23 protein-coding genes and 1 riboswitch are annotated in these 25,069 nt (G+C 59.4%); of the genes, 10 read left to right on the forward strand and 13 right to left on the reverse strand.

Annotated elements, in window-relative coordinates:
- Positions 1-314 precede the first annotated feature (314 nt).
- Positions 315-2,330 carry an excinuclease ABC subunit UvrB gene (gene uvrB / locus C3406_RS02390; protein ID WP_103178762.1) on the forward strand — a complete coding sequence of 672 codons (2,016 nt, stop codon included), beginning with the start codon at positions 315-317 and terminating at the stop codon, positions 2,328-2,330.
- Between the two features lie 92 nt (positions 2,331-2,422).
- Here uvrB and yvcK read toward each other — a convergent pair whose 3' ends face one another.
- Positions 2,423-3,331: a uridine diphosphate-N-acetylglucosamine-binding protein YvcK gene (gene yvcK / locus C3406_RS02395; protein ID WP_103178763.1), complete on the reverse strand. Its 909-nt coding sequence runs from the start codon at positions 3,329-3,331 to the stop codon at positions 2,423-2,425.
- 225 nt (positions 3,332-3,556) lie between these two features.
- Positions 3,557-3,691, forward strand: a riboswitch (molybdenum cofactor riboswitch).
- On the opposite strand from yvcK, the gene moaA reads away from it, so the two are divergent.
- From moaA to C3406_RS02430, 6 genes are all read left to right on the forward strand, one after another.
- The gene (moaA, locus tag C3406_RS02405) at positions 3,679-4,668 is read left to right on the forward strand and encodes a GTP 3',8-cyclase MoaA (RefSeq protein ID WP_103823524.1); all 990 of its coding nucleotides are present in this window, start codon (positions 3,679-3,681) and stop codon (positions 4,666-4,668) included. It overlaps the preceding riboswitch by 13 nt.
- A 20-nt stretch (positions 4,669-4,688) precedes the next feature.
- Positions 4,689-5,201, forward strand: a complete 513-nt coding sequence (gene moaB, locus C3406_RS02410; protein WP_103823523.1) for a molybdenum cofactor biosynthesis protein B — start codon at positions 4,689-4,691, stop codon at positions 5,199-5,201.
- 3 nt (positions 5,202-5,204) lie between these two features.
- Positions 5,205-5,690, forward strand: coding sequence for a cyclic pyranopterin monophosphate synthase MoaC (gene moaC / locus C3406_RS02415; protein WP_103823522.1), 486 nt, complete (start codon positions 5,205-5,207; stop codon positions 5,688-5,690).
- Positions 5,683-5,928 (forward strand): molybdopterin synthase sulfur carrier subunit, encoded by a 246-nt coding sequence (moaD, locus tag C3406_RS02420; protein ID WP_103178767.1) that lies wholly within the window; start codon positions 5,683-5,685, stop codon positions 5,926-5,928. Before moaC ends, moaD begins: the two co-directional genes overlap by 8 nt.
- A 1-nt stretch (position 5,929) precedes the next feature.
- Complete coding sequence (gene moaE, locus C3406_RS02425) at positions 5,930-6,382, forward strand: molybdopterin synthase catalytic subunit MoaE (RefSeq protein WP_103823521.1); 453 nt, start codon at positions 5,930-5,932, stop codon at positions 6,380-6,382.
- A 58-nt stretch (positions 6,383-6,440) separates the two neighbouring features.
- A complete protein-coding gene (locus C3406_RS02430; protein WP_103178769.1) occupies positions 6,441-7,148 on the forward strand; it encodes a Bax inhibitor-1/YccA family protein in 708 nt (235 codons plus the stop codon).
- A gap of 84 nt (positions 7,149-7,232) precedes the next feature.
- Here C3406_RS02430 and C3406_RS02435 read toward each other — a convergent pair whose 3' ends face one another.
- Genes C3406_RS02435 through C3406_RS02445 form a run of 3 tightly spaced genes read right to left on the reverse strand, consistent with a single transcriptional unit; the run spans position 7,233 to position 10,194 of the window.
- Positions 7,233-8,195 carry a lysylphosphatidylglycerol synthase domain-containing protein gene (locus C3406_RS02435; RefSeq protein ID WP_103823520.1) on the reverse strand — a complete coding sequence of 321 codons (963 nt, stop codon included), beginning with the start codon at positions 8,193-8,195 and terminating at the stop codon, positions 7,233-7,235.
- Positions 8,195-9,436: a cardiolipin synthase ClsB gene (clsB, locus tag C3406_RS02440; protein ID WP_103178771.1), complete on the reverse strand. Its 1,242-nt coding sequence runs from the start codon at positions 9,434-9,436 to the stop codon at positions 8,195-8,197. The genes C3406_RS02435 and clsB overlap by 1 nt, the downstream gene beginning before the upstream one ends.
- Complete coding sequence (locus tag C3406_RS02445) at positions 9,433-10,194, reverse strand: endonuclease/exonuclease/phosphatase family protein (RefSeq protein WP_103823519.1); 762 nt, start codon at positions 10,192-10,194, stop codon at positions 9,433-9,435. The genes clsB and C3406_RS02445 overlap by 4 nt, the downstream gene beginning before the upstream one ends.
- 132 nt (positions 10,195-10,326) lie before the next feature.
- Between C3406_RS02445 and C3406_RS02450 the strand changes: the two genes are divergently transcribed.
- The gene (locus C3406_RS02450; RefSeq protein WP_103823518.1) at positions 10,327-10,737 is read left to right on the forward strand and encodes a YbhQ family protein; all 411 of its coding nucleotides are present in this window, start codon (positions 10,327-10,329) and stop codon (positions 10,735-10,737) included.
- Here C3406_RS02450 and C3406_RS02455 read toward each other — a convergent pair.
- From C3406_RS02455 to cecR, 5 genes are all read right to left on the reverse strand, one after another.
- Positions 10,699-11,805 (reverse strand): ABC transporter permease, encoded by a 1,107-nt coding sequence (locus C3406_RS02455; RefSeq protein WP_103823517.1) that lies wholly within the window; start codon positions 11,803-11,805, stop codon positions 10,699-10,701. The genes C3406_RS02450 and C3406_RS02455 overlap by 39 nt on opposite strands.
- An 88-nt stretch (positions 11,806-11,893) precedes the next feature.
- A complete protein-coding gene (locus C3406_RS02460; protein WP_103823516.1) occupies positions 11,894-13,027 on the reverse strand; it encodes an ABC transporter permease in 1,134 nt (377 codons plus the stop codon).
- Entirely contained in the window at positions 13,020-14,756 is a 1,737-nt protein-coding gene (locus C3406_RS02465; protein ID WP_103823613.1) for an ATP-binding cassette domain-containing protein, read from the reverse strand. Before C3406_RS02465 ends, C3406_RS02460 begins: the two co-directional genes overlap by 8 nt.
- The gene (gene hlyD / locus C3406_RS02470; protein WP_103823515.1) at positions 14,749-15,744 is read right to left on the reverse strand and encodes a secretion protein HlyD; all 996 of its coding nucleotides are present in this window, start codon (positions 15,742-15,744) and stop codon (positions 14,749-14,751) included. Before hlyD ends, C3406_RS02465 begins: the two co-directional genes overlap by 8 nt.
- Positions 15,741-16,418 (reverse strand): transcriptional regulator CecR, encoded by a 678-nt coding sequence (cecR, locus tag C3406_RS02475; RefSeq protein ID WP_103823514.1) that lies wholly within the window; start codon positions 16,416-16,418, stop codon positions 15,741-15,743. Before cecR ends, hlyD begins: the two co-directional genes overlap by 4 nt.
- A gap of 245 nt (positions 16,419-16,663) precedes the next feature.
- Between cecR and rhlE the strand changes: the two genes are divergently transcribed.
- Complete coding sequence (rhlE, locus tag C3406_RS02480) at positions 16,664-18,025, forward strand: ATP-dependent RNA helicase RhlE (RefSeq protein WP_103823513.1); 1,362 nt, start codon at positions 16,664-16,666, stop codon at positions 18,023-18,025.
- A 95-nt stretch (positions 18,026-18,120) separates the two neighbouring features.
- Positions 18,121-20,298 (forward strand): ATP-dependent DNA helicase DinG, encoded by a 2,178-nt coding sequence (dinG, locus tag C3406_RS02485; RefSeq protein ID WP_103823512.1) that lies wholly within the window; start codon positions 18,121-18,123, stop codon positions 20,296-20,298.
- Here the strand turns inward: dinG and C3406_RS02490 are convergent.
- Genes C3406_RS02490 through C3406_RS02505 form a run of 4 tightly spaced genes read right to left on the reverse strand, consistent with a single transcriptional unit; the run spans position 20,285 to position 25,021 of the window.
- Positions 20,285-20,785: a fimbrial protein gene (locus C3406_RS02490; RefSeq protein WP_103823511.1), complete on the reverse strand. Its 501-nt coding sequence runs from the start codon at positions 20,783-20,785 to the stop codon at positions 20,285-20,287. The genes dinG and C3406_RS02490 overlap by 14 nt on opposite strands.
- Positions 20,786-20,792: 7 nt before the next feature.
- Positions 20,793-21,770, reverse strand: a complete 978-nt coding sequence (locus C3406_RS02495; RefSeq protein WP_103823510.1) for a fimbrial protein — start codon at positions 21,768-21,770, stop codon at positions 20,793-20,795.
- A 16-nt stretch (positions 21,771-21,786) separates the two neighbouring features.
- Complete coding sequence (locus tag C3406_RS02500; protein WP_103823509.1) at positions 21,787-24,333, reverse strand: fimbria/pilus outer membrane usher protein; 2,547 nt, start codon at positions 24,331-24,333, stop codon at positions 21,787-21,789.
- Positions 24,334-24,346: 13 nt separating this feature from the next.
- Positions 24,347-25,021, reverse strand: a complete 675-nt coding sequence (locus C3406_RS02505; RefSeq protein WP_103823508.1) for a fimbrial biogenesis chaperone — start codon at positions 25,019-25,021, stop codon at positions 24,347-24,349.
- Between the last annotated feature and the right edge of the window lie 48 nt (positions 25,022-25,069).

Here is a 25,069-nt window from a genome sequence, read left to right on the forward strand (position 1 = left end):
GAAAATAATAAATGCAATCAATGCGTTAAATAAAATCAATCTTTGTCATTAAACGGTCACGATAATGCGCTTAAGTTCGGCGTCTCGCCTTGACAAATGTTAAAAAATAAAAAGTTCTGGGGATAACCGTGCGTTGATGGAATTTTATCCCGTCGCAGGCGAAATTTTGTGCAGCTTCGTTTGATTCTTGCCCAGGGTGGCACAAAACGTCGCAGTTGCCACTGTGTTTATGTCCAGTATAATTTACTGGCAAAAATAGCCATCAAGAGTAAAATTACTCACCTGCCGTATCAACCATCATCAGGTCGCCGTTCATGAGTAAACCGTTCAAACTGAATTCCGCTTTTCGTCCTTCCGGCGATCAGCCTGAAGCGATTCGCCGTCTGAAAGAGGGGCTGGAGGATGGGCTTGCGCACCAGACGCTGCTGGGGGTGACCGGGTCGGGTAAAACCTTCACCGTCGCTAACGTGATCGCCGATCTCCAGCGCCCCACAATGGTGCTCGCCCCGAACAAAACCCTGGCGGCGCAGCTCTACGGCGAGATGAAAGAGTTCTTCCCCGAGAATGCGGTAGAGTACTTCGTGTCGTACTACGACTACTATCAGCCGGAAGCCTACGTTCCCAGCTCGGACACCTTTATCGAGAAAGATGCCTCGGTGAACGAGCATATCGAGCAGATGCGTCTCTCCGCGACCAAGGCGCTGCTTGAGCGCCGTGATGTGGTGGTGGTGGCCTCGGTATCGGCCATCTACGGCCTCGGCGACCCGGATCTCTACCTGAAGATGATGCTGCACCTGACCGTGGGGATGATTATCGATCAGCGCGCTATTTTGCGTCGCCTGGCCGAGCTGCAGTACACCCGTAACGATCAGGCGTTCCAGCGCGGTACGTTCCGCGTGCGCGGTGAAGTGATCGACATCTTCCCGGCGGAGTCGGACGACTTCGCGCTGCGCGTCGAGCTTTTCGATGAAGAGGTGGAGCGGCTGTCGCTGTTCGACCCGCTGACCGGCCATGTGGAATCGACCATTCAGCGCTTCACGGTCTACCCAAAAACCCACTACGTCACCCCGCGCGAGCGCATCGTGCAGGCGATGGAGGACATCAAGGTTGAACTGGCGGATCGCCGCAGGGTGCTGTTAGAAAATAACAAGCTGCTGGAAGAGCAGCGTATCAGCCAGCGTACCCAGTTCGATCTCGAGATGATGAACGAACTGGGCTACTGCTCCGGTATCGAAAACTACTCGCGCTATCTCTCTGGCCGTGGGCCGGGCGAAGCGCCGCCAACCCTGTTTGACTACCTGCCGGCGGATGGCCTGCTGGTGGTGGATGAATCCCACGTCACCATTCCGCAGATCGGCGGGATGTATCGTGGCGACCGGGCGCGTAAAGAGACCCTGGTGGAGTACGGCTTCCGCCTGCCGTCGGCGCTGGATAACCGTCCAATGAAGTTTGAAGAGTTCGAGGCGCTGGCGCCGCAAACCATCTACGTCTCCGCAACGCCAGGCAACTACGAGCTGGAGAAATCGGGCGACGAGGTGGTGGATCAGGTGGTGCGTCCGACCGGCCTGCTGGATCCGATTATCGAAGTGCGTCCGGTGGCCACCCAGGTGGATGACCTGCTCTCGGAGATCCGCGCCCGGTCGGCCATTAACGAGCGTGTGCTGGTGACGACCCTGACCAAACGGATGGCGGAAGACCTGACCGAATACCTTGAAGAGCACGGCGAGAAGGTGCGTTATCTGCACTCGGATATCGACACCGTGGAGCGCATGGAAATTATCCGCGATCTGCGCCTTGGCGAGTTCGACGTGCTGGTGGGGATCAACCTGCTGCGTGAGGGGCTGGATATGCCAGAAGTGTCGCTGGTGGCGATTCTGGACGCCGATAAAGAGGGCTTCCTGCGTTCCGAGCGCTCGCTGATCCAGACCATTGGCCGTGCGGCACGAAACGTTAACGGCAAAGCGATTCTCTACGGGGATAAGATCACCCCGTCGATGGCGAAAGCGATCGGCGAAACCGAACGCCGTCGCGAGAAGCAGCAGCGCTATAACGAAGAGCACGGGATTGTTCCGCAGGGGCTCAACAAGAAGGTGGTGGATATCCTGCAGCTTGGCCAGAATATCGCGAAAACCAAAACCAAGGGACGCGGCAAGTCGCGCTCACCGGTTGAGGCCGATACCGTGGCACTGACGCCGAAAGCGCTGCAGCAGAAAATCCACGAGCTGGAAGGGCAGATGATGCAGCACGCACAGAACCTGGAGTTCGAAGAGGCCGCGCAGATCCGCGACCAGCTGCATCAGCTACGGGATTTATTCATCGCCGCGTCGTAGTTTGTACCCGGTGGCGCTTACCGGCTCAACAACGGCACTCTGCCTGTAGGCCTGGTAAGCGAAGCGCCACCGGGCATTACAGGCCGTACAAGCTAACCCAACGCCTGAATCGCTCTCTCCAGCGCCACGCGGAGCAGATGCCGATCGTGGCGGTACTTGATGTCGCTTGCTTCGAGCGGCTCCTGCACCACCACCCGGCCTTCCATACCTGAGATATCCTCTTTCGGCCCGACCACTACCGCATCGACGATCTTTTTACCGACATACTGCTCCATCAGCGCCAGCTTTGCGGCCAGCGAAAGCCCGGCGGCGGCCGGGCTGAGCTCGCGACCCAGATTGCCGATATAGACTACCGGGGCGGGTGTGCGCCGCAGCGCCTGGGCCAGCTCTTTAATCAGCAGGAGCGGCATCAGGCTGGTGTAAAAACTACCGGGGCCGATGAGGATCAGATCCGCTTCACCAATCGCTTCTACTGCTTCGCGGGTCGCCGGGACAGTGGGGTAGAGCATCAGCTCTTTCGGGGGCAGGGCAAGCTGATCGATATTTACCTCGCCATACACTTCATGGTCGTTGCAGTCGATGGCCATCAAATCAACCGGAAGTTCGGACATGGGGATGAGAAAGGCGTCCACTTTAAGCAGGTTGCGAATTAAATTGATCGCCTCCAGAGGCCGGACGCTGAGGTGATCCAACGCCTTTAACATCAGATTTCCAAGGTTATGCCCGGAAAGTTCGCCATTACCGGCAAAACGATACTCAAACATGGCCGAAGCCACGCTCGGTTCCGTGATAAGCTGATTTAAACAGTTGCGCATGTCTCCCCAGGCGATGCCGCCTTCGGAGCGGCGGATGCGCCCGGTTGAGCCGCCATTATCGGTGGTCGTGACGATCCCTGTCAGGCGGGAGCCGAGCGATGACAGGGAGGACATGACCCGGCCCAGTCCGTGGCCTCCGCCGAGAGCGACCACCCGGTCAAGATCCGCAAAAGTGCGATTGCGCATAAAAATTCCTTATTAAGACCAACATGTAAACAGTAACGCAACTACTCCTAAATGACGATGCTGCGACCCGCGCAAAATGACGTATATCAATGCAAAAATGTGATAATGACGTATTCTGAACCGAAATGGCACGATTAGCTCGTTATATGCACATTTATATAACGTAAGTCGACGATAGCGAAACTTGCTTTAACACGCTACTATCGACATAACCACGTTTTCATCATTGAAAACATACACTCTAGCCTTTGCGCCTGTGTCGACAGATATGGCGCTCTGGCCGTGGCGCTTTTGCCACCAGGGTACAGGAAGAAATGACTGTGCCTCCCGTATCAGGAAAGGTGTACATGGCTTCACAACTTACCGATGCATTCGCGCGTAAGTTTTTTTACCTGCGTTTGTCGATTACCGATGTGTGCAACTTCCGTTGCACCTACTGCCTGCCGGATGGCTATAAGCTTGGCAGCGTCACCAATAACGGCTTTCTCTCCGTGGATGAAGTGCGCCGCGTCACGCGCGCGTTTGCCGCCATGGGAACGGAGAAGGTCCGTCTTACCGGCGGCGAACCCTCGCTGCGCCGGGACTTCACCGATATCATCGCGGCGGTACGTGAAAACGACGCCATCCGCCAGATTGCGGTCACCACCAATGGCTATCGCCTGGCGCGCGATGTCGCGCAGTGGCGCGACGCAGGGCTGACCGCCATCAACGTCAGCGTCGACAGCCTGGACGCCCGTCAGTTTCATGCCATCACCGGCCAGGATAAATTCCATCAGGTGATGGACGGTATCGACGCGGCCTTTGCGGCTGGCTTCGACAAGGTGAAGGTCAACACCGTGCTGATGCGCGATGTGAACCATCATCAGCTGGATACCTTCCTGGCGTGGATCAAGCCCCGCCGCATTCAGCTGCGCTTCATTGAGCTGATGGAAACCGGCGAGGGCAGCGACCTCTTCTCCCGTCATCACATCTCCGGCATGGTATTGCGCGATGAGCTGCTCAAACGCGGCTGGATCCACCAGCTTCGCCAGCGCAGCGACGGCCCGGCGCAGGTCTTTTGCCACCCCGACTACGAAGGGGAGATTGGCCTTATCATGCCGTATGAAAAAGATTTCTGTGCCAGCTGTAACCGCCTGCGCGTCTCGTCGGTGGGCAAGCTGCACCTCTGCCTGTTTGGCGACGGCGGCGTCGATCTGCGCGACTTGCTGGCCGATGATGCGCAGCAGGCGGCGCTGGAAGCACGCATTTCTGAGGCGCTGATGCACAAAAAACAGACCCACTTCCTGCATCAGGGCAACACCGGGATCACCCAGAACCTGTCATACATTGGCGGGTAATCGCTACAAGGAACCAGAAGATGAGTCAGGTAAGCGCTGAATTTATCCCGACGCGTATTGCTATTCTTACCGTTTCTGAACGCCGCGGCGAAGAGGATGACACCTCCGGCCACTGGCTGCGCGATGCAGCCCACGAGGCCGGGCATCAGATCGTCGACAAGGCCATCATCAAAGAGAACCGCTACGCCATTCGCGCGGAAGTGTCGCGCTGGATCGCCAGCGATAACGTCCAGGTGGTGCTGATCACCGGCGGCACCGGTTTTACCGCAGGCGATCAGGCCCCGGAAGCGCTGCTGCCGCTCTTCGATCGCGAGATAGAAGGCTTCGGCGAGGTGTTCCGTATGCTCTCGTTTGAAGAGATTGGCACCTCCACCCTACAGTCGCGCGCCGTGGCCGGGATCGCCAACAACACGGTGATTTTCGCCATGCCAGGCTCCACCAAAGCGTGCCGCACCGCGTGGGAAAATATCATTGCCCCGCAGCTGGATGCCCGCACGCGTCCGTGTAATTTCCATCCTCACCTGAAGAAATAAGCTATGTCGCAACTGACCCACATTAACGCCGCGGGCGAAGCCCATATGGTGGATGTCTCCGCCAAGGCCGAAACGGTGCGCGAAGCCCGCGCGGAAGCGTTCGTCACCATGCTTCCCGAAACGCTGGCAATGATCCTTGACGGCAGCCACCACAAAGGGGACGTCTTCGCTACGGCGCGGATCGCCGGGATCCAGGCGGCGAAACGCACCTGGGATCTTATCCCGCTGTGCCATCCGCTGATGCTCAGCAAAGTGGAGGTCAACCTGCGGGCCGAGCCGGAGCACAACCGCGTGCGCATCGAATCATTGTGCCGCCTGACCGGGAAAACCGGCGTGGAGATGGAAGCCTTAACTGCCGCCTCCGTGGCGGCGTTAACCATCTATGACATGTGCAAAGCGGTGCAGAAAGACATGGTTATCGGCCCGGTTCGCCTGCTGGCGAAAAGCGGGGGAAAATCGGGTGATTTCAGGGCACAAGAGAATGATTAAAGTACTGTTTTTTGCGCAGGTGCGCGAGCTGGTGAATACCGACAGCCTGACGCTGGATATCGAGGTGGAAAACGTCGAAGCGCTGCGGGCGCATCTGGCGGCGCAAAGCGACCGCTGGGCGCTGGCGCTGGACGCGAGCAAACTGCTGGCGGCGGTGAACCAGACGCTGGTGGAGTTCACGCATCCGGTCAAACCGGGCGATGAGGTGGCCTTCTTCCCACCGGTGACCGGGGGCTGAGATGAGTGACACCAAAATCCTGGTTGAACAGGCGCGTTTTAACGTCGGCACGGAGTATAACTGGCTGGCGGAGCGTGACGAAGATGGCGCGGTGGTCACCTTCACCGGCAAGGTGCGTAACCATAATCTGGGCGACAGCGTGAAGGCGCTGACCCTTGAGCACTATCCTGGCATGACGGAAAAAGCGCTGGCGGAGATCGTTGAACAGGCGCGTCAGCGCTGGCCGCTCGGCCGCGTGACCGTGATCCACCGCATCGGCGAGATGTGGCCGGGGGAGGAGATCGTCTTTGTCGGCGTCACCAGCGCCCATCGCGGCAGCGCCTTTGCGGCGGGTGAGTTTATTATGGATTATCTGAAAACCCGCGCCCCGTTCTGGAAGCGCGAAGCGACCCCGGAGGGCGATCGCTGGGTCGAGTCCCGCGACAGCGACAAGGAAGCCGCCAACCGCTGGTAGCCGGATTGCCGGGATGTGTTAGGCTTTAACAGTGTGTCCACTTAAAAAGGAGTGTGTTATGGACAGATTTCCCCGTTCCGATTCCATCGTGCAGCAGAGCCGTACCGGGCTGCAAACCTACATGGCCCAGGTTTATGGCTGGATGACCTGCGGTTTGCTGCTTACCGCGTTTGTCGCGTGGTTCTCAGCAAACACGCCTGCCGTAATGATGTTTGTCTTCTCCAGCAAAATCACCTTCTTTGGCCTGATCATCGCCCAACTGGCGCTGGTGTTTGTCCTCTCCGGGCTGGTGCATAAGCTCAGCGCAGGAATGGCCACCACGCTGTTTATGCTCTATTCGGCGCTGACCGGCCTGACGCTCTCCAGTATTTTTCTCGTCTACACCTACTCCTCCATCGCCAGCACCTTTGTGGTGGCCGGCGGGATGTTTGGTGCGATGAGCCTTTACGGCTACACCACCAAACGCGACCTGAGCGGCTTTGGCAACATGCTGTTTATGGCGCTGATTGGTATCGTGCTGGCATCGCTGGTGAACTTCTGGCTGAAGAGCGAAGCGCTGATGTGGGCGGTGACCTATATCGGGGTGATTGTCTTTGTCGGGCTGACGGCCTATGACACCCAGAAGCTGAAAAACATTGGCGAACAGATTGACGTGCGCGACAGCTCAAATCTGCGTAAATACTCCATTCTGGGGGCGCTGACGCTCTATCTGGACTTCATCAACCTGTTCCTGATGCTGCTGCGCATCTTCGGCAACCGTCGTTGATTGCCTTGCCCGGCGGCGCTTCGCTTGCCGGGCCTACAACACCGTAGGCCGGGTAAGCGCAGCGCCACCCGGCATTTCCCATCATTACTTCGCCATCTGTTGTTCGTTTTTGGCTCGTAACTTCTTCGCCCGGCTCTCCAGCACCAGATAACAGACCGTCGCCAGCCCCAGAGGCAGGAAATAATAGAGCATACGATAGGCCAGTAGGGCGGCGATGATGGTGCCGTGAGAGACATGCTCCCCCGCTAACAGGGCGATAAACACCGCTTCCAGCACCCCAATCCCGGCAGGGATATGCACAATCACCCCGGCGATACTGCTCACCAGCAGCACACCCAGCACGAAGAAGTAGTTGATATCTTCACCCATCAGCAGCCAGATAATGGCCCCCATCGCCATCCAGTTGGCGGCGGAAATGCCCATCTGCGCCAGGGCAAAACGCCAGGAGGGAAGTACCAGCTTTTGCTTTTTGATGGTCACATGGCGCCGCTTAGCGAACGCGCAGGCCCACAGATAGAACCCAATCACCAGCAGCAGCACGATGCCAATAATGCGCAGCGTTGACTGATCGATATACCAGTGAGCAGGCAACTGCACCACGCCCGCGGTGAAGATGACCCCGCCCAGCAGGACATAACCCAGCCAGTTGGTGGTAATACTCAGGGAGAAGATGCGGGTGATGGTGCTGCTGGGTAGCCCCAGACGGGAGTAAAGGCGGTAGCGCATGCCGATACCACCCACCCAGGTGCTCAGGGTCAGGTTAAAGGCGTAGCAGATAAACGACACCAGCATAACCTGGCGCTTGGCCAGCTTATGCCCGCAGTAGACTCGCCCCAGCAGGTCGTAACAGCCATACAGCAGGAAGCTCAGTACCACCAGCGCCACGGCGCCCATCAGCGATACACGGTCGTAGTCGCGGATGACCTTCCACACCTCGCCCCAGTCGACCTTTTTGGCGTAAATCACCAGCAGCACTGCAACGGCTATAAAAAATACCCAGGTGAGGATCTTTTTTGCCAGACGCCAGCGCGAATGTTTTTTGCTCATCAGGGTTTTACCCCCGTGTTGCTCGCCTCAACGCGATCCTGAGTCTCCATCTCGGGTTGTACCGGCGGGGGGACCTGCGCCAGTTTAGGCGTATGCGCAGGCAACCAGCCGACCAGCGCCGGGAAATGGCGCAGGAAGTGGAACACCACCACGCTTTTGCCCAGATTCCACCAGGTGCGTTTCGGCACCATCGACTCATCCACCCGGACGCAATCCTCGGCGATGATGGCGGTGAGATTGTCACGCAGGGTCTGGTTAAACTCACGATCATGAATAATCAGGTTGGCCTCCAGATTCAGCGACAGGCTAAGGGGATCGAGGTTGCTGGAGCCGACAGTTACCCAGTGATCGTCCATCAGCGCGACCTTGCCGTGCAGCGGACGGCGGCGGTATTCGTAAATCTCGACGCCGCCTTTCACCAGATAGTTGTAGAGCAGGCGGGCGCCCACGGTCACAATGGGCATATCCGGCTCGCCCTGCACAATGAGCTTAACCCGCACGCCGCGCCGGGCTGCGTTACGCATGGCGTGCAGCAGGCGATAGCCCGGGAAGAAGTAGGCGTTGGCGATAATCACCTCCCGACGGGCGTTGGTCAGCATCTTGAGATAGTGCCGCTCAATATCGTCCCGGTGCTCTTCGTTATCGCGCCAGACAAACAGCGCCTGCGCTTCACCCGGTTTGGTATTCTCTTCGGCGCGATGACGCCGCTTCCACCAGCGACGCACTGCGGCTTTGCCGGGGAGGTTTTCCACGACAAACTGCAAAATATCCTGTACCACCGGGCCTTCGACCTGGACGGCATAATCCTGCTTGGCTTCAGGACCGTAGTCCGACATATGTTCCGCGGAGTAGTTAATGCCGCCCACAAAGGCCACCTGATCGTCCACCACCACAATTTTACGGTGCATGCGGCGGAAGACGTTGGTGCGCATACCCAGCAGAGGCGGGCGTGGATCGTAATAGCGGAATACCACGCCTGCTGAGGTGAGTTCCCCCACGAATTCATCGCTGAGGTCGGGGGAGCCGTAGCCGTCCAGCAGCACTTCGATATGCACCCCGCGCTGGGCCGCCCGCAGGATCACCGAATGCAGTTTTCGCCCCACGTTGTCTTCAAACCAGATAAAGGTTTCAAGCAGTACCCGGCTTTGCGCTTTCTCGATGGCGGCAAATACCGCCGGGTAATATTGATCGCCATTTTCCAGCAGCTTTATCCGGTTGCCGCTTTGCCATGAACATTTCATAGATGAATCTCCGCACTTAACGGCGCATGGTCGGAAAGGTGACGCCAGTTGCTCAGGGCCAGCGCGGTAGGGCTGCTGGCGTGAGCGTTTTTGACATAGATCCTGTCCAGACGCAGCAGCGGGAATCTCACCGGGAAGGTACGGGCGGGCCTGCCGTGGGCAAGGGTGAAGATCTCTTCTAACCCGGCCCCCGTTTTCAGCGGATGGTTGGCGCGCTGGCGCCAGTCGTTAAAATCACCGGCGACCACCACCGGTTCCCCTTCTGGCAGGCCGTTGACCCACTCGGTCATCATCTGCAGCTGCGCCTGGCGGTGAGCTTCGCGCAGGCCAAGGTGGACCGAGGCCACATGCAGCGGTCTGGTCAGCTCCGGGATCGCGACACGGCAGTAAAGCAGCCCACGTTTTTCACTCTCGCCCACCGAGACATCGTGATTTTCAAAGTGTTCGATAGGGTAGCGGGAGAGAACGGCATTGCCGTGATGCCCCTCGGGATAGACGGCATTACGCCCGTAAGCGTAGTCGCTCCACATGGTGTCGGCGAGAAATTCGTAGTGGCTGGTATCGGGCCAGTTTTCCACATGCAAAGGATGCACTTCATGCGCGCCCATCACCTCCTGCAGGCAGACGATATCCGCGCTGACGGTTCGTACAGCGTCACGCAGTTCGGGCAGAATGAAACGGCGGTTAAAAGCCGCGAATCCCTTGTGAATATTGATTGTTAACACTTTAAGCGAAAAATGCCGGGTTTGTTGGGCCATACACTCCTTCCCGCGTCACTATCCTGATGAAAATAAAGTGTAGTCGTCGTCACAAAAAGGTGCTGTGTTACGGAATTTTCCGTAAAGTGCGATAGTCTGAACAGGCAGAGTAAAATCCTTCAGGAGAGTGCCATGAAGTGGCAACAACGCATACGCGTCGCAACCGGCCTGAGTTGCTGGCAGATTATGTTGCATTTATTGGTGGTGGCCGTGCTGGTGATGGCCTGGATGAGCGGTACCCTGGTGCGGGTCGGCTTAGGATTATGCGTGCTGTACGGCGTGACTGTCCTGTTGATGCTCTTTTTACAGCGTCATCATGAAGCGCGCTGGCGCGAAGTGGCAGATGTGCTCGAAGAGCTCACCACCACCTGGTATTTTGGCGCGGCATTGATTGTGCTGTGGCTGTTGTCCCGCGTGCTGCAAAACAACTTTTTGCTGGCTGTCGCAGGGCTGGCTATCCTTGCTGGGCCCGCGATCGTTTCACTGTTAACCAAAGACAAAAAGCTACGCGATATTCCGCCTAAACATCGCGTACGCCACTGAACCCGTCACGGCCGCTATCACCAGTAGCGGCCACAAACTCCCCCAGACAATATCCAGACTCGCATCCTTGAGATAGATCTGCTTGGTGATATCGGTAAAGTGCCGGATCGGATTCACCCAGGTTAAGTTCTGCAGCCAGACCGGCATGTTCTCCACCGGCGAGACATAGCCCGAGAGCAAAATGGCGGGCATCATAAAGACGAACACCCCGATAAACGCCTGCTGCTGGGTCGAGCAGAGCGCCGAGATCAGCAGACCAAACCCCACCAACGACAGCCCATAAATCACCATTGTGAAGTAAAAGAGCAGAAGCGATCCGGCAAAGGGGATGTGATAGGCCCAGATGCCAATCGCCAGCACAATGCTGGCCTGGAAAGTGGCAACAATCAGCGCCGGGACCGCCTTACCGACAAAGATTTGCCAGGTCGCCAGCGGGGAGACCACCAGCTGATCGAAGGTGCCCTGTTCGCGCTCGCGGGCCACCGACAGGGAGGTGACGATCATCACCCCAATGGTGGTGATCATGGCGATCAGCGACGGCACCACAAACCATTTGTAATCGAGGTTCGGGTTATACCAGTTGCGCACCACCAGCTCGCTGTTGTTCGGTTTCGGTTTACCCACCATCAGCTCCTGCTGGTAATCCTTCACTACCTGTTGCAGGTAGTTGGCGGCGATTTGCGCGCTGTTGGAGTTACGCCCGTCGAGGATCAGCTGCATAGGGGCGGTTTGCAGGGTGTCGAGGTTACGGGAAAAATCGGCCGGGAAGCGCACCAGCAAGAGCGCCTTTTGCGTGTCGATGGTGGGTTGTATTTCCTGTGGGCTGTTAAGGATGAGCACGTGGGTAAAGGCTTTGGCGCGGGCGAAACGCTGGGTCAGCTCCACCGAATGTTTGCCGTTATCTTCGTTATAGACAGCGATCGTGGCGTTGGTTACCTCCAGGGTGGCTGCCCAGGGGAAGAGCAGCACCTGGATCAGTACCGGCAGAATTAATATCGCCCGGGTCTGCGGCTCGCGCAGCAGGGATTGCAGCTCTTTGCGAATCAATGTCCATAAACGGTGAAACATAGTCACTCCTCAAAACGCCGGGCGGTACTGTGTTTGCCCGGCCTACAAGACCCGTAGGCCCGGTAAGCGCAGCGCCACCGGGCGAAACCTAATCTAATCGCCGTTTGGTTTTCATCCACGTCAGGCCGATAAACATCACCGCCGAGGCAATCAAAAACAGCAGGTTCACCATCAGCACCACCGGAATATTGCCCGCCAGGAACAGGCTTTGCAGGGTGCTGACGAAATAACGTGCCGGGATGATATAGGTCACCGCGCGGATCACCGCCGGCATACTGTCGATCTGGAAAATAAACCCGGACAGCATAATCGACGGCAAAAACGCGGCATTCAGCGCCACCTGGGCGGCATTAAACTGGTTGCGGGTGATAGTGGAGATAAGCAACCCCATCCCCAGCGTGCTGAGCAGGAACAGGCTGGTGATGGCGAACAGCACCAGCAGCGAGCCGCGATAGGGCACGCCGAGAATAAATACGGACACCAGCATACAGAGCAGCATCGCCAGCATTCCGAGGAAGTAGTAGGGGATCAGCTTGCACAGCAGCAGTTCCGTGCGCGTCACTTCGGTGGAGAGCAGCGCCTCCATGGTGCCGCGCTCCCATTCGCGGGCAATCACCAGCGAGGTCAGAATGGCGCCGATCACCGTCATGATAATGGTCACCGCGCCGGGAATAATAAAGTGCTGGCTGATGGCCGCCGGGTTAAACCAGTAGCGGGTCTGGACGTCAATCAGCGGCTCAAACGTCTCGCCGCGATCGTCCGCCCGCTGCATCTGCCACAGCTGCCAGATCCCCTCTGAGTAGCCCTGCACAAAGTTGGCGGTATTGGGCTCGCTGCCGTCGGTGATCACCTGGATCGGGGCGGTGTCGTTCGGACGCGCCATGCGGGCGGCAAAATCCACCGGGATCACAATCATCCCGCGAATGCGCCCGGCCTGCATCACCTGGGTGAGCTTATGGCGATCGTCACTGATGGTGGCGTCGATGTAGGGCGAGCCGGTCAGGGTATGGGTGAAGTCCAGCGCCTCTTCGCTGTGCTGCTCCAGCAGGATCCCCACCCGCAGCTTGCTGGAGTCGAGGTTTATGCCGTAGCCGAAGATAAAGAGCAGCAGCAGGGGGATCACCACCGCAATCAGCCAGCTGCTCGGGTCACGCACAATCTGCCGCGTCTCTTTGATGCACAGGGCGCGGACCCGACGCCAGGAGAGGGCTTTGTCAGACATGGCCATGCTCCTTATCCCAGTCGTTAATGAGCGTGATAAACGCCTGTTCCATGGTGGGATCGGGCTGCTGCTCGTCCGCCACCTGAGCTTTCAGATCGTCGGGCGTGCCGTGGGCAATCAGCTTGCCGCGGTACACCAGCCCAATCCGGTCGCAATACTCCGCCTCGTCCATAAAGTGGGTAGTCACCATCACCGTCACCCCTTTCTCCACCATGCTGTTGATATGCAGCCAGAATTCGCGGCGGGTGAGGGGATCGACCCCGGAGGTGGGTTCATCAAGAAACAGAATGTCCGGCTCGTGCATCAGCGAGCAGGCCAGCGCCAGCCGCTGTTTGAACCCGAGCGGCAGCGCGTCGGTGGCCTGGCTGGCGATGCTGCTCAAACCAAAGGCCTCGCTCATGCGGGCAATCTTTTCACTCTGCGCTCGCCCGCGCAGGCCGTAGACGCCGGAGAAAAAGCGCAGGTTTTGCTCAACCGTCAGGTTGCCGTAGAGCGAGAACTTTTGCGCCATATAGCCCAGATGCTGGCGCGCTTTGCCGGAGCTGACCTTCAGATCCATATCCAGCACCAGCGCTTTGCCGGCGGTGGGCACCAGCAGGCCGCACATCATTTTAAAGGTGGTGGATTTACCCGCGCCGTTGGGGCCCAGCAGGCCGAAGATTTCGCCGCGTTTTACCGTAAAGTTCACATTGTCGGTAGCGGCAAAATCACCGAACTTTTTGGTCAGGGATTTGGCCTCGATCACCGTCTCGCCGGGGGTGCCCTCCACGGTATGCAGGATCGCCCCCAGCGGCGATTCGGCGGTGCCTGCGCCGCCGAGCAGATCGATAAAGGCATCTTCAAACCGCGGCGCAGTCTCATCAATCGCCAGATCCGGCAGATCCGCGTTTTGGCGTAGATCGTCGGCGCTGGCCTCTTTTTTGAGGATCACCCGCACCGATTTCCCCTGGATCATGCCGTCGCTTACCTGGGGCAGCTTCAGCACCCGTTGCAGCAGGCGGCGGTTATTCTCATGAGGGGAGTGCAGCAGCACGCTGCGCCCGGTCATGCTCCGGGTCAGGGCTGTGGGATCGCCCTGATAGAGCAACTCCCCTTCGTTCATCAGCAGCACGTCGCGGCACTGCTCCGCTTCGTCGAGATAGGAGGTGCTCCAGAGGATTAACATTCCGTCCCCCGCCAGCTCGTGCACCATCTGCCACAGCTCGCGGCGGGAGATGGGGTCGACGCCAACGCCGGGTTCGTCCAGCAGCAGCACCTTCGGCTGCCCCACCAGCGTACAGGCCAGCCCCAGCTTCTGCTTCATGCCGCCGGAGAGCTTGCCCGCCAGCCGGTCGGTGAAGGGGCCGAGCGACGTAAACTCAAGCAGCCGCTGAAAGGTTTTCTCCCGCGTCTCACCGGTGACGCTGCGCAGGTCGGCATACAGGGTCAGGTTCTCCATCACCGTCAGATCTTCATACAGACCAAACTTCTGCGGCATATAGCCCAGCATCGCATGCAGGGCGCGATCGTCGCGAACCGGGTCCAGCCCCAGCACGCTGGCGCTGCCTTCGTCGGGCTTCAGCAGGCCGGCAAGCATCCGCATCAGGGTGGTTTTGCCCGCGCCGTCCGGGCCGACCAGCCCGGTGACGTAGCCTTTATGCACCGTGCAGTCGAGCGGCGCGACGGCGGGTTTATCCATCCCGGCAAAGCGTTTGACCAGGCCGGTAAGCTGGATCACCGCGTCATTCATGGGCTTGCCCATTGTCGAAGCTGACGGTTACCGGCATCCCCTGGCGCAGGGCATCGTCGGCATCGTTCACGATAATGCGCAGGCGATAGACCAGATCGGTACGCAGGTCCGGGGTTTCGACGGTTTTTGGCGTAAATTCCGCGGTCGGGGAGACAAAGCCGATTTTCCCGTGATACGGCTTGTCGGGGCGACTGTCGGTATAAAGCAGTACTTCGCGCCCCGGTTTCGCCTCGCCGAGACTGGCTTCATTGACGTAAGCGCGCACCCACACCGGACGCGTCAGGGAGAGGGTCAGTACCGTACTGCCCGCATTCAGCATACTGCCGGGCTCCACGGCGCGGGTCAGCAGGGTGCCGTTGGCTGGGGCCACCAGGGTAGTGTCGTGCAGATCCAGCTGCGCTTGCGCCAGCTGAGCCTGGGCCTGTTCGAGGCTGGCTTTTGCCTGGGCGATATCCTGCTCGCGGTTGCCGGAGCGGTACTGGCGCAACTTATCCTGGGAGGATTTCAGCGTCGCCAGAGCCTGATCCCGCGAGGAGCGGGCGTTCTCCAGATCGTTGGCCGACACGGTGCGGCTTTTCCACAGCCCTTGCTGACGGACAAAGAAGTTCTGCGCATAGTCATAGGCGGCCTGCGCCTGTTTAACGGCGGCGGCGGCCTGGGCGACCTCTTCGTCACGGTAGCCCGCCTGCATTAAGTCGTATTGCGCCTGTGCCACGGCAACCCCCGCCTGGGCCTGCAACAGCGCGTTCTGGTAGGGGGCCTTGTCCAGCGTGCCCAGCGTCTGACCAGCGGTAATAGCATCGCCTTCATCCACGCTCAGGGAGGCGAGCCGTCCGCCGACGCGAAAGCTCATGTTCACGGTGCGGATATCGACGTTACCGTACAGGGTCAGCGTTTTATCCTGCTGGCTCTGATACCACAGCCAGCCGCCGATACCGGCTGCCAGCACAACCACCACAGCCACAATAATGGCGACAGGTTTTTTCATGACTCCAGGCTCCTTTGCGTTAAGCCCTGCAGGATCAAATCGACATGACAGGTGATGACCTGACTGATTTGCAGCGCTTTATCCTCATCGAATTCGGTCCAGCCGGTGCGTAACAGAATGGTTTCACGCCCCAGGCGAAAGGCGAGCACTTCCCCCAGCAGGGCATGGGTATGCAAAATGGTCTGCGTATCAAGAGGGTCACGCCCGGTATAGGCCGCCACCAGCCGGGTCAGGTGGGTGTGCATCGGGGCGATAACCTGATCGTGCACCAGCTGGTAAGCGGCAGAGGGCGAGAGTTGCTCGCGTGAAATAAACTTACTCAGGTTCAGCGTATCGTCATGGGTCAGCAGCTGAATCATGTTGTTGCAGGCGGTTAAGATCAGGCCACGAATGGCGGCGCGATCCGGCGACGGCTCGGCAAGCAGCGCAGTGGCTTCCTCCACGTGGGGGCGAAACTGGGTGCCAATGAAGTCGGCGATCCACTGGGCGCAGGCGAGGTAGAGATCCTCTTTCGAGCCAAAATAGTAGGTGATGGCGGCGATATTTTGCCCGGCTTGCGCAGCGATATCGCGGGTGGTGGCATGCAGCCCATATTCGCCAAACTGCGCCAGCGCGGCAGCGATTAACTGGCTTTTAGCCTGCTCACCTTTGGTGGTGGTCGGGATCGGATTCATAGCGGCACACAAAATTAATCAATCGATTGATTAAGAGTATGACTGTTTTTTGAGCGTGTCCAGTTTTCTTGCCGGTATCCGGCTTGTTTAATAGCGTAAATGCAGCCCCCGACGGGATATTTATGCGCTGTATCACAAAAGCTGCTACACTCCGCTGCTTCGCGACACCGTGGTTTTTGTCCTTTCATTTGTTATATCTCCCTGAAAACTACACCTGAAAATGGTCGGGGCGGTTCGGAGTTGTTATGTCTTTTGATACCCTTGGCCTGAACCCGGAAATTCTGCGCGCTGTAGCGGAGCAGGGTTACCGCGAACCGACCCCTATTCAGCGGCAGGCCATTCCCGCTGTACTGGCAGGCCGCGATCTGATGGCCAGCGCCCAGACCGGGACCGGTAAAACCGCCGGCTTTACCCTGCCGCTGCTGCAACGCCTGATCTCAAGCGAACCGCACGCCAAAGGCCGTCGCCCGGTGCGCGCCCTGATCCTGACCCCAACCCGTGAACTGGCCGCCCAGGTGGGTGAGAACGTGCGTGAGTACAGCCGCTATCTCAACATCCGCTCGCTGGTGGTGTTTGGCGGGGTGAGCATCAACCCACAGATGATGAAACTGCGCGGCGGCGTGGATGTGCTGATCGCCACCCCGGGTCGTCTGCTCGACCTGGAACACCAGAACGCCGTTAAGCTCGACAGCGTGGAGATCCTGGTGCTCGACGAAGCCGACCGCATGCTCGACATGGGCTTCATTCACGATATTCGTCGCGTGCTGGCAAAATTGCCGGCCCGTCGTCAGAACCTGCTCTTCTCTGCCACCTTCTCCGACGAGATCAAAGGCCTGGCGGAAAAGCTGCTGCACAATCCGTTGGAAGTAGAAGTGGCGCGTCGCAACACCGCTTCCGAACAGGTGACCCAGCACGTTCACTTTGTTGATAAAAAGCGCAAGCGCGAACTGCTCTCCCAGATGATTGGCGAAGGGAACTGGCAGCAGGTGCTGGTCTTCACCCGTACCAAGCACGGGGCGAACCACCTGGCGGAACAGCTGAACAAAGACGGCATCCGCAGTGCGGCCATCCACGGTAACAAGAGCCAGGGGGCTCGTACCCGCGCGCTGGCCGATTTCAAATCTGGTGATATCCGCGTACTGGTGGCAACCGACATCGCCGCCCGCGGCCTGGATATCGAAGAGCTGCCGCACGTGGTGAACTACGAGCTGCCGAACGTTCCGGAAGATTATGTCCACCGTATCGGCCGTACCGGTCGCGCGGCGGCAACGGGCGAAGCGCTGTCGCTGGTCTGTGTGGATGAGCACAAGCTGCTGCGCGACATCGAACGCCTGCTGAAAAAAGAGATCCCGCGTATCGCCCTCGAGGGCTATGAGGTAGATCCGTCCATCAAAGCTGAGCCGATCCAGAACGGGCGTCAGGGCGGACGTGGTCAGGGTGGTGGACGCGGGCAGGGCGGCGGTGGCCGTGGTCAGCAGCAGCCGCGCCGTAGCGAAGGCGGCGCGCCGAAAGCGGCCAGCAAGCCACCGCGTCGCGATGGCGACGCGAAACCGGCAGGTGAAGGCCAGCGCCGACGCCGTCCGCGCAAACCTGCCAGCGCGCAGTAATCTGGAAGCCCGGTCGTAAAGCCGGGCTTTTCTTTTGCGGCCCGCTTAAGAAAGTGCCACAATAGTGGCTGTTTATACAGTATTTCAGGTTCATCATGGCTTTAACCGCCGCGCTGAAAGCGCAAATTGCCGCCTGGTATAAGGCGCTACAACAGCAGATCCCCGACTTCATTCCCCGCGCACCGCAACGGCAGATGATTGCCGATGTGGCAAAAACGCTGGCCGGTGACGAGGGTCGACATCTGGCAATTGAAGCCCCGACCGGCGTCGGTAAAACCCTCTCCTACCTGATCCCCGGCATCGCTATCGCCCGGGAAGAACAAAAGACGCTGGTGGTCAGTACCGCCAACGTCGCCCTGCAGGATCAGATCTACAGCAAAGACCTGCCCCTGCTGCGCAAAATTATTCCCGAGCTGCGCTTCACTGCCGCCTTTGGTCGCGGGCGCTATGTCTGCCCGCGCAACTTAACCGCCCTTGCCAGCACCGAGCCCACCCAGCAGGATCTGCTGGCCTTTCTCGATGACGAACTGACCCCTAACAATAAAGCTGAGCAGGAGCAGTGCGCCCGGCTTAAGGCCGATCTCGATAGCTATAAATGGGATGGCCTGCGGGATCACACCGATCAGGCGCTCAGCGACGATCTGTGGCGCAGGCTCAGTACCGATAAGGCCAGCTGTCTGAACCGCAACTGCCACTACTATCGCGAATGCCCGTTCTTTGTCGCCCGCCGTGAAATTCAGGAGGCCGAAGTGGTGGTCGCCAACCACGCGCTGGTAATGGCGGCGATGGAGAGCGAAGCGGTGCTGCCGGATCCTAAAAATCTGCTGCTGGTGCTGGATGAGGGCCATCACCTGCCGGACGTCGCCCGCGACGCCCTGGAGATGAGCGCCGAGATAACTGCCACCTGGTTCCGCCTGCAGCTCGATCTGTTCTGCAAGCTGGTGGCGACCTGCATGGATCAGTTCCGGCCGAAAACGATCCCGCCGCTGGCGGTTGCGGAGCGCCTCAGCGAGCACTGTGAAACGATCTATAGCCATATCGCCTCCCTGAACAACATCCTCAATCTCTATCTGCCACCCGGCCAGGAGGCAGAGCACCGCTTTGAGATGGGCACGCTGCCGGAGGAGATCATGGATGTTTGCCGCGAGCTGGCGCAGCTTATCGAAAAACTGCGTGGGCTGGCGGAGCTGTTTTTAAACGATCTCAGTGAGAAAACGGGCACCCATGACGTGGTGCGTGTGCACCGGGTGCTGCTGCAGATGAACCGCGCCCTGGGCATGTTCGAGGGGCAGAGCAAGCTGTGGCGGCTGGCGTCGATGGCCCAGGCCTCCGGCGCGCCGGTCACCAAATGGGCGACGCGGGAGGTCAGGGAGGGGCAGGTGCATCTCTTCTTCCACTGCGCGGGCATTCGCGTCAGCGATCAGCTGGAAAAACTGCTCTGGCGCAGCGTCCCGCATGTGGTGGTAACTTCCGCCACGCTGCGTTCGCTGAACAGCTTCTCGCGCTTGCAGGAGATGAGCGGCCTGAAGGAGAAAGCGGGCGATCGCTTTGTGGCCCTCGACTCGCCGTTCAACCACTGCGAGCAGGGCAAGCTGGTGATCCCGCGCATGCAGTATGAGCCGCTGATCGACAACGAAGAGCAGCATCTGGCCGAGATGGCGGCCTACTTCCGCGAACAGCTGGAAAGCAAAAAATACCCCGGCATGCTGGTGCTGTTCGCCAGCGCCCGGGCAATGAACCTGTTTTTAACCTTTGTCACCGATCTGCGTCTGCTGCTGTTGGTGCAGGGGGATCAGCCCCGCTACCGGCTGGTGGAGCTGCACCGCAAACGCATTGATGCCGGGGAGCGCAGCGTGCTGGTGGGGCTTCAGTCCTTTGCTGAAGGGCTGGATCTGAAGGGCGATTATCTGACCCAGGTGCATATTCACAAGATCGCCTTCCCCCCCATCGACAGCCCGGTAGTGCTGACCGAGGGCGAGTGGCTGAAGAGCCTCAACCGCTTCCCGTTTGAAGTGCAGAGCCTGCCGGCGGCATCCTTCAACCTGATCCAACAGGTCGGGCGTTTGATTCGCAGCCACAGCTGCTGGGGAGAAGTGGTGATCTACGATAAGCGCCTGCTGACCAAAAACTACGGCAAGCGCCTGCTGAACGCCCTGCCGGTCTTTCCCATTGAGCAGCCCGGGGTGCCGGAGGTAAAAAAACGCCCGGCCAAGATTGCCGCCGGGCGCAGGAAAAGCATCCGTGCTAAGGGGCGCGGTCCTACTGGTAAGTGAAGGTAAAGAGCACCGTGCTTGAAAACTCCCCCGCGTGGACCGGAACGTACGAGGCGTAATAGCGTGCCGCCATCGGGAAATCGGCGGTGTGGGTGATTGGGTCAATTACCGCATTGAAGCGCGCTTCCGGCGCCAGAATGATCGAGTCGGTGCGGTCGGCCAGCTCCAGCGCCAGCCCTCTCGCCGTACCGGTGTTGGCGAACTTGAACGGGTGGAGCGTGTCGCGCTTCCCCTCCAGGTTGATGGTTGCCAGAGTCAGGCTTTGCGGACAGTGCGAGAGGGTGATATCAAAATTCTTCCACACGCCGACATCCCCCGGCGCTTTAAAATCACTGGCTACCGCCTGGCCGAGATCGACCACCTTGTTCTGGCTGGCGCTGTCCACCTCGCAGGCCGTGTCGTAAATATTGCCTTTGATGCTGAGGATCACGTCGGTGGCTGAGGCGGGCAGGCTGGCCAGCAGCATAAGCAGGGCAACATATTTCATCGGGATCTCACTGGTATTCAATATCGATAGTGGCAAGCGTATTGGCTCTGCCGGCGGTCACCTGATCGGCTATCTGGTAATACTGCACCAGGAAGGGCAGATCGAACGGCTGGTTGGGGACGGTCTGGTCGCCAAAGGGGATCGGGTAGTCGTAGCGCAACGCCACCCCGCCCACCGTCATTTTCACCCCGACTCCCGTGGCGCTGTCGCTGCCGGGCGCAATGTTCAGCACGTCATTACCATCTCTGATTGAGGTGGCGCCGTCAGGGCTGGTGATCCGGGCGGTAATGGTCACCGCGTCGGTGCAGGTTGCCGTCAGGTTAAAGCTTTTCATGTCGCTGGTGCTGCCGATTTGGGTAAAGTGGCTGACCGGGAAATCCCCCAGGTTAACGACCAGGCTTCTCGGATCCACCGAGCAGGTGGTGGCCTTCAGCGCCAGGTTGCCGCCGTAGCGCACGGCATTCAGCTGGCCAAGAGTGTGATCCGGGTAGATGCCCAGGGACCAGATGCCGTTGCGTACCGTCGTCTGGTGGCCGGTGGTGGTGCCGGTTTTGATCAGCTGCATCGTCAGCGGCACGTTGAAGCTGCCGTCGCTGCTGACGTAGCCCAGCGGCGTGCTGCGGCTGTCGCAGTGGGCGGCGCGACCGCGCACCGGCTGGCCGGCGCTGTTCAGCAGCTCAATGCCGATCCCCTCGATACCGCTGCGGTAAACCCCAGGCATTCCCGGCACCTCCTCGCCTTCGCCCAGATGGCAGGCGGTGATCGGCTTGCCGCTGTCGGCAGCATCGCATGTCCCTTTGACCGTATGCGAGCGGGCGGAACCCGGGATGACATTGCCAGTGCCGAGGGTGGCGGGCATCGTCAGCGTCCCCGGCGTGGCGGTCCAGGGCAGATCCGGGGTGGAACAGGCCGCTTTCGCCTGCGGCATCCACAGAATCAGAAGGGCAAACAGGGCCAGAACACAGCCGTAACGGAAGGGTTTCATCTTTTCCTCGGTGCCGTCATGAGCACTGCGCAGTGACGCGAATCACCGGGTCAGCGGAGCGGGACGGCAGTTGATAGTGGGCGGAGCAGTGGGCGGCAGCCCCTTTGCCCCAGCTGACGTTGACGCTGCCCCGGGCGTGCATCCCGGTCAGGTAGACCTGGCCGCCGTCGCCAACGATAAACTCCCCGCTCTCATGGGCCGGTGCCGCCGTGGCGCCAAAGGGCACCGGACGGCCGTCGGCGCGGGTGAGGGTCAGCAGCACGCGGCTGCCGACGCGGGTATCAAAGTGGGTACGCACAACCGCTCCCCGGGTCGGGGTGATCACTTTGGCCGCCTGGCCGACGTCGGCCCCCGCAGGCAGGCTCTCGGTATCCAGCGCCACGGTGTTGTGATGGTATGGCGTGACGTAAGGCACGATGGCATAGCCGCGGTAGTCGGTTTTGACCCCGGTCTGGTTTTGGATCCCGGTGCCGCTGGCCCCCGGCGCCTCCACCAGCGCCACGGTATCGCCCATCGGCTGGCCGAGGGTAACGCCGTGGGCGTGAACAATCATGCTCCCCTGCACGCCGACGTTGAGCTGGCGCTGCTGGTTATCCTGGGAATAGCCCGCCGTCATCTCGCCGTAGGTGGCTTTGTAATCGCTGTTCAGGTTGGTGCTGTAGCCGGACGCGTGGCTGTGGCCCTGCTGTATGCCCCAGCTGAGGTTGTTGCCCGCCAGCGCGGTACCGTTCAGACCGATGCTCTGGCTGGTGTCATGCTTGCTGTTGTTAAAGGTGTAATTGACCCAGGTATTGCTCAGCCAGCGATCCAGCGGCACGGAGACGTTAAAGCCGAAGGTCTGCTCGTTCTCCCGCTGGTCATCGTCATTGTCATCCTCATCCTGCACGTTTTTGCTCAGGCCGTAGTTGATACCGTAGCTGATGCCGTGCCAGCTGCCGTTATAGCCGATGCTCAGCGAGGTCATGCTCTGGTCGCTGTGCCAGTAATTCTCTTTCACCAGGCTTAACGTCATCGATCCCAGGGACCCGCCCAGGGATTGATCGACGGTGGCCTCCTGGCGGTTGCGGCGGCGATCCGCCGGGCTCCAGTCATCGTTGTGGGTATGGGAGTCAAACACATCCGCCATGGTCTCAAACCCGGCGCTGTTGTAGCGATACCCGGCCACCGTAAAGTGGGTGCCGGTGTTAGCGAAGTCTTTGCTGTAGCGCACCCGCCAGGCGCGGCCACGGGAGGTTTTCTGTCCCGCCATCTGCGATTTTGCCGCGGTCATATCCACGGAAAACGCTCCCCAGTTACCGATGTTCTTCCCGGTGCCAAGCGCCAGGGCATCGTAATATTCACTGGTCTGGATGCCGCCGTAGGCAGTGATATCGTACGGCAGGCCGTAAATCCCGGTGCCCTGCAGAAACGGCGTCTTCTCCACGCTGTGGTCATAGCTGCGGTAGCGCCCGCCTGTCAGGCTGTACTTGAACCGGCCCTCACGCTGCAAAACCGGCACCGAGGCGTAAGGCACCACGAAGTGCTGCTCGCTGCCGTCGGTCTCTTTGACGGTGACGTTCAGATCGCCGCTGCCGCCGGTAGGGTAGAGATCGTTAATTTCGAACGCGCCAGGCGCGACGTAGTTCTGATAGATCACGTAGCCGTTCTGGCGCACCACCACCTGGGCGTTGCTGTGCGCCACGCCGCGAATGCGCGGGGCAAAGCCCTTCAGGCTGTCCGGCAGCATGTCATCGTCGGAGGCGATCTGCGCCCCGGTGAACGACAGGCTGTCAAACACGTCGGAAGGGGTGGAGCTTTCCCCAAGGGTGACGATGCTGCCCAGCGACAGGATATTGCGCTGGGCATAGCTGTAGACCGGGGAGAAGTCGTGCTGCGTGGTGCGATCGTCCCGGGTCCGGCTCCAGGTGGAGTAGTTGCGCAGACGCCAGGCGCCGAGGTTCAGTCCCGGCCGCAGGTTCAGGTATTCATTGCGCTCGTGGCTGCTCTCTTCACCCCGGCCGTGGCTATCCCCGGCGGAGTAGCTGTAGTTCAGCAGAAAAGCGTTGATCCCGTTGTCCATCTCTTCCGGCGCCACGTAACCGTGGGGCACCGGTGTGATGGCCGCCTGGGGGATACTCAGTAGCAGCTGCTGCTGGCCGGGGCGGAAAGTGGCGCTGGCGGCAGGTAACCCAGAGAGATCGACACAGCCGTCATCCGTTGTGACGCTGAATTTATCGCTCTGGATACCCAGGCTCTTGAGGGTGTCTTGCGAGAGGCAGGGTTGCAGGGTGGCCGGGCCATTGGCCGGCTGTTGCAGGCCAAAGGCAATTTTTCTGTTGGCGACTTTATTATTATTCACATAGACATCCACCTGATAGTTCCCCGGCGCGATGCCCGGGCCCTTCTCATACAGCGAGAGGTCGGTTTTGCCCTGGCCGGGGGTGTCGATATCCAGCAGCGCCGGGTTGAAGTAATCCTCCGCCAGCACCTGCTGCACCCCCACGCTCAGCACCGCGCAGCCCAGGGCAACCAGCAGAGCGCGCAGGGGATTACGGGGGGCTTTGGTGGAGTAGTCCCAGGCCATGGCAGCGTCGGGCTTATTGCAGAGGCGCAGACAAGGCGTGGCTCACCGCGCCATAGTCGTTGATGATTTTCCAGGAAACGGTGTTTCCGGTGATGCCGCCCGGCACGGCAAAGTGCGCGTCGCTGGCCGGGGCTACCCAGGTGACGTTGCTGACTTTTTTGCCGCCTACGGTGATGGCCTGGAAGTTCATGTAAAACGGTGTTGGGTTGCTCACCACCAGGTTATTACCCTGTTTGTGCCAGCGTAATTTATCCGCCACCTCATCCGGCTTGCCGCTCACTCCGCTCGGACGGTAGATCAGTTTAATCCGCGTTTTAATGGCGATTTGCAGCGTGTTGCTGCTCTCGTTGCGGGAGGTGGAGGGAATGGATTTGATATTCAGCCAGTAGAGCGATTCGCGGTCGTCTGGCAGATTGCCCCCGGTGCGCACCACGCGCAGGACGTTGTCCTGTTTGCCATCAAGGCGAAACAGTGGCGGGGTGATGAGGAACGGCGCTTTATCCTGCCCGGCATCGGCGTTCTCTACCCAGGACTGCACCAGGTAGTCGAGGTTATCCGGGTTCGAAATCCCTAACGACGCTTCTTTTTTATCTCCCTGATAAATTAAACGGGTCCCTTCGATAATCACGCCGGCGTGAGCGGCAGTGGTCATAACTAACAGGGAGGCGATGAAAATAGATTTACGCATGGTGGGACTCTGAATAAAGCTGACAACGCCTGGCCGCAGAGGCCAGGC

Origin of the sequence: Leclercia sp. LSNIH8, from assembly GCF_002920195.1 — a bacterium.
Lineage (GTDB): Bacteria > Pseudomonadota > Gammaproteobacteria > Enterobacterales > Enterobacteriaceae > Enterobacter.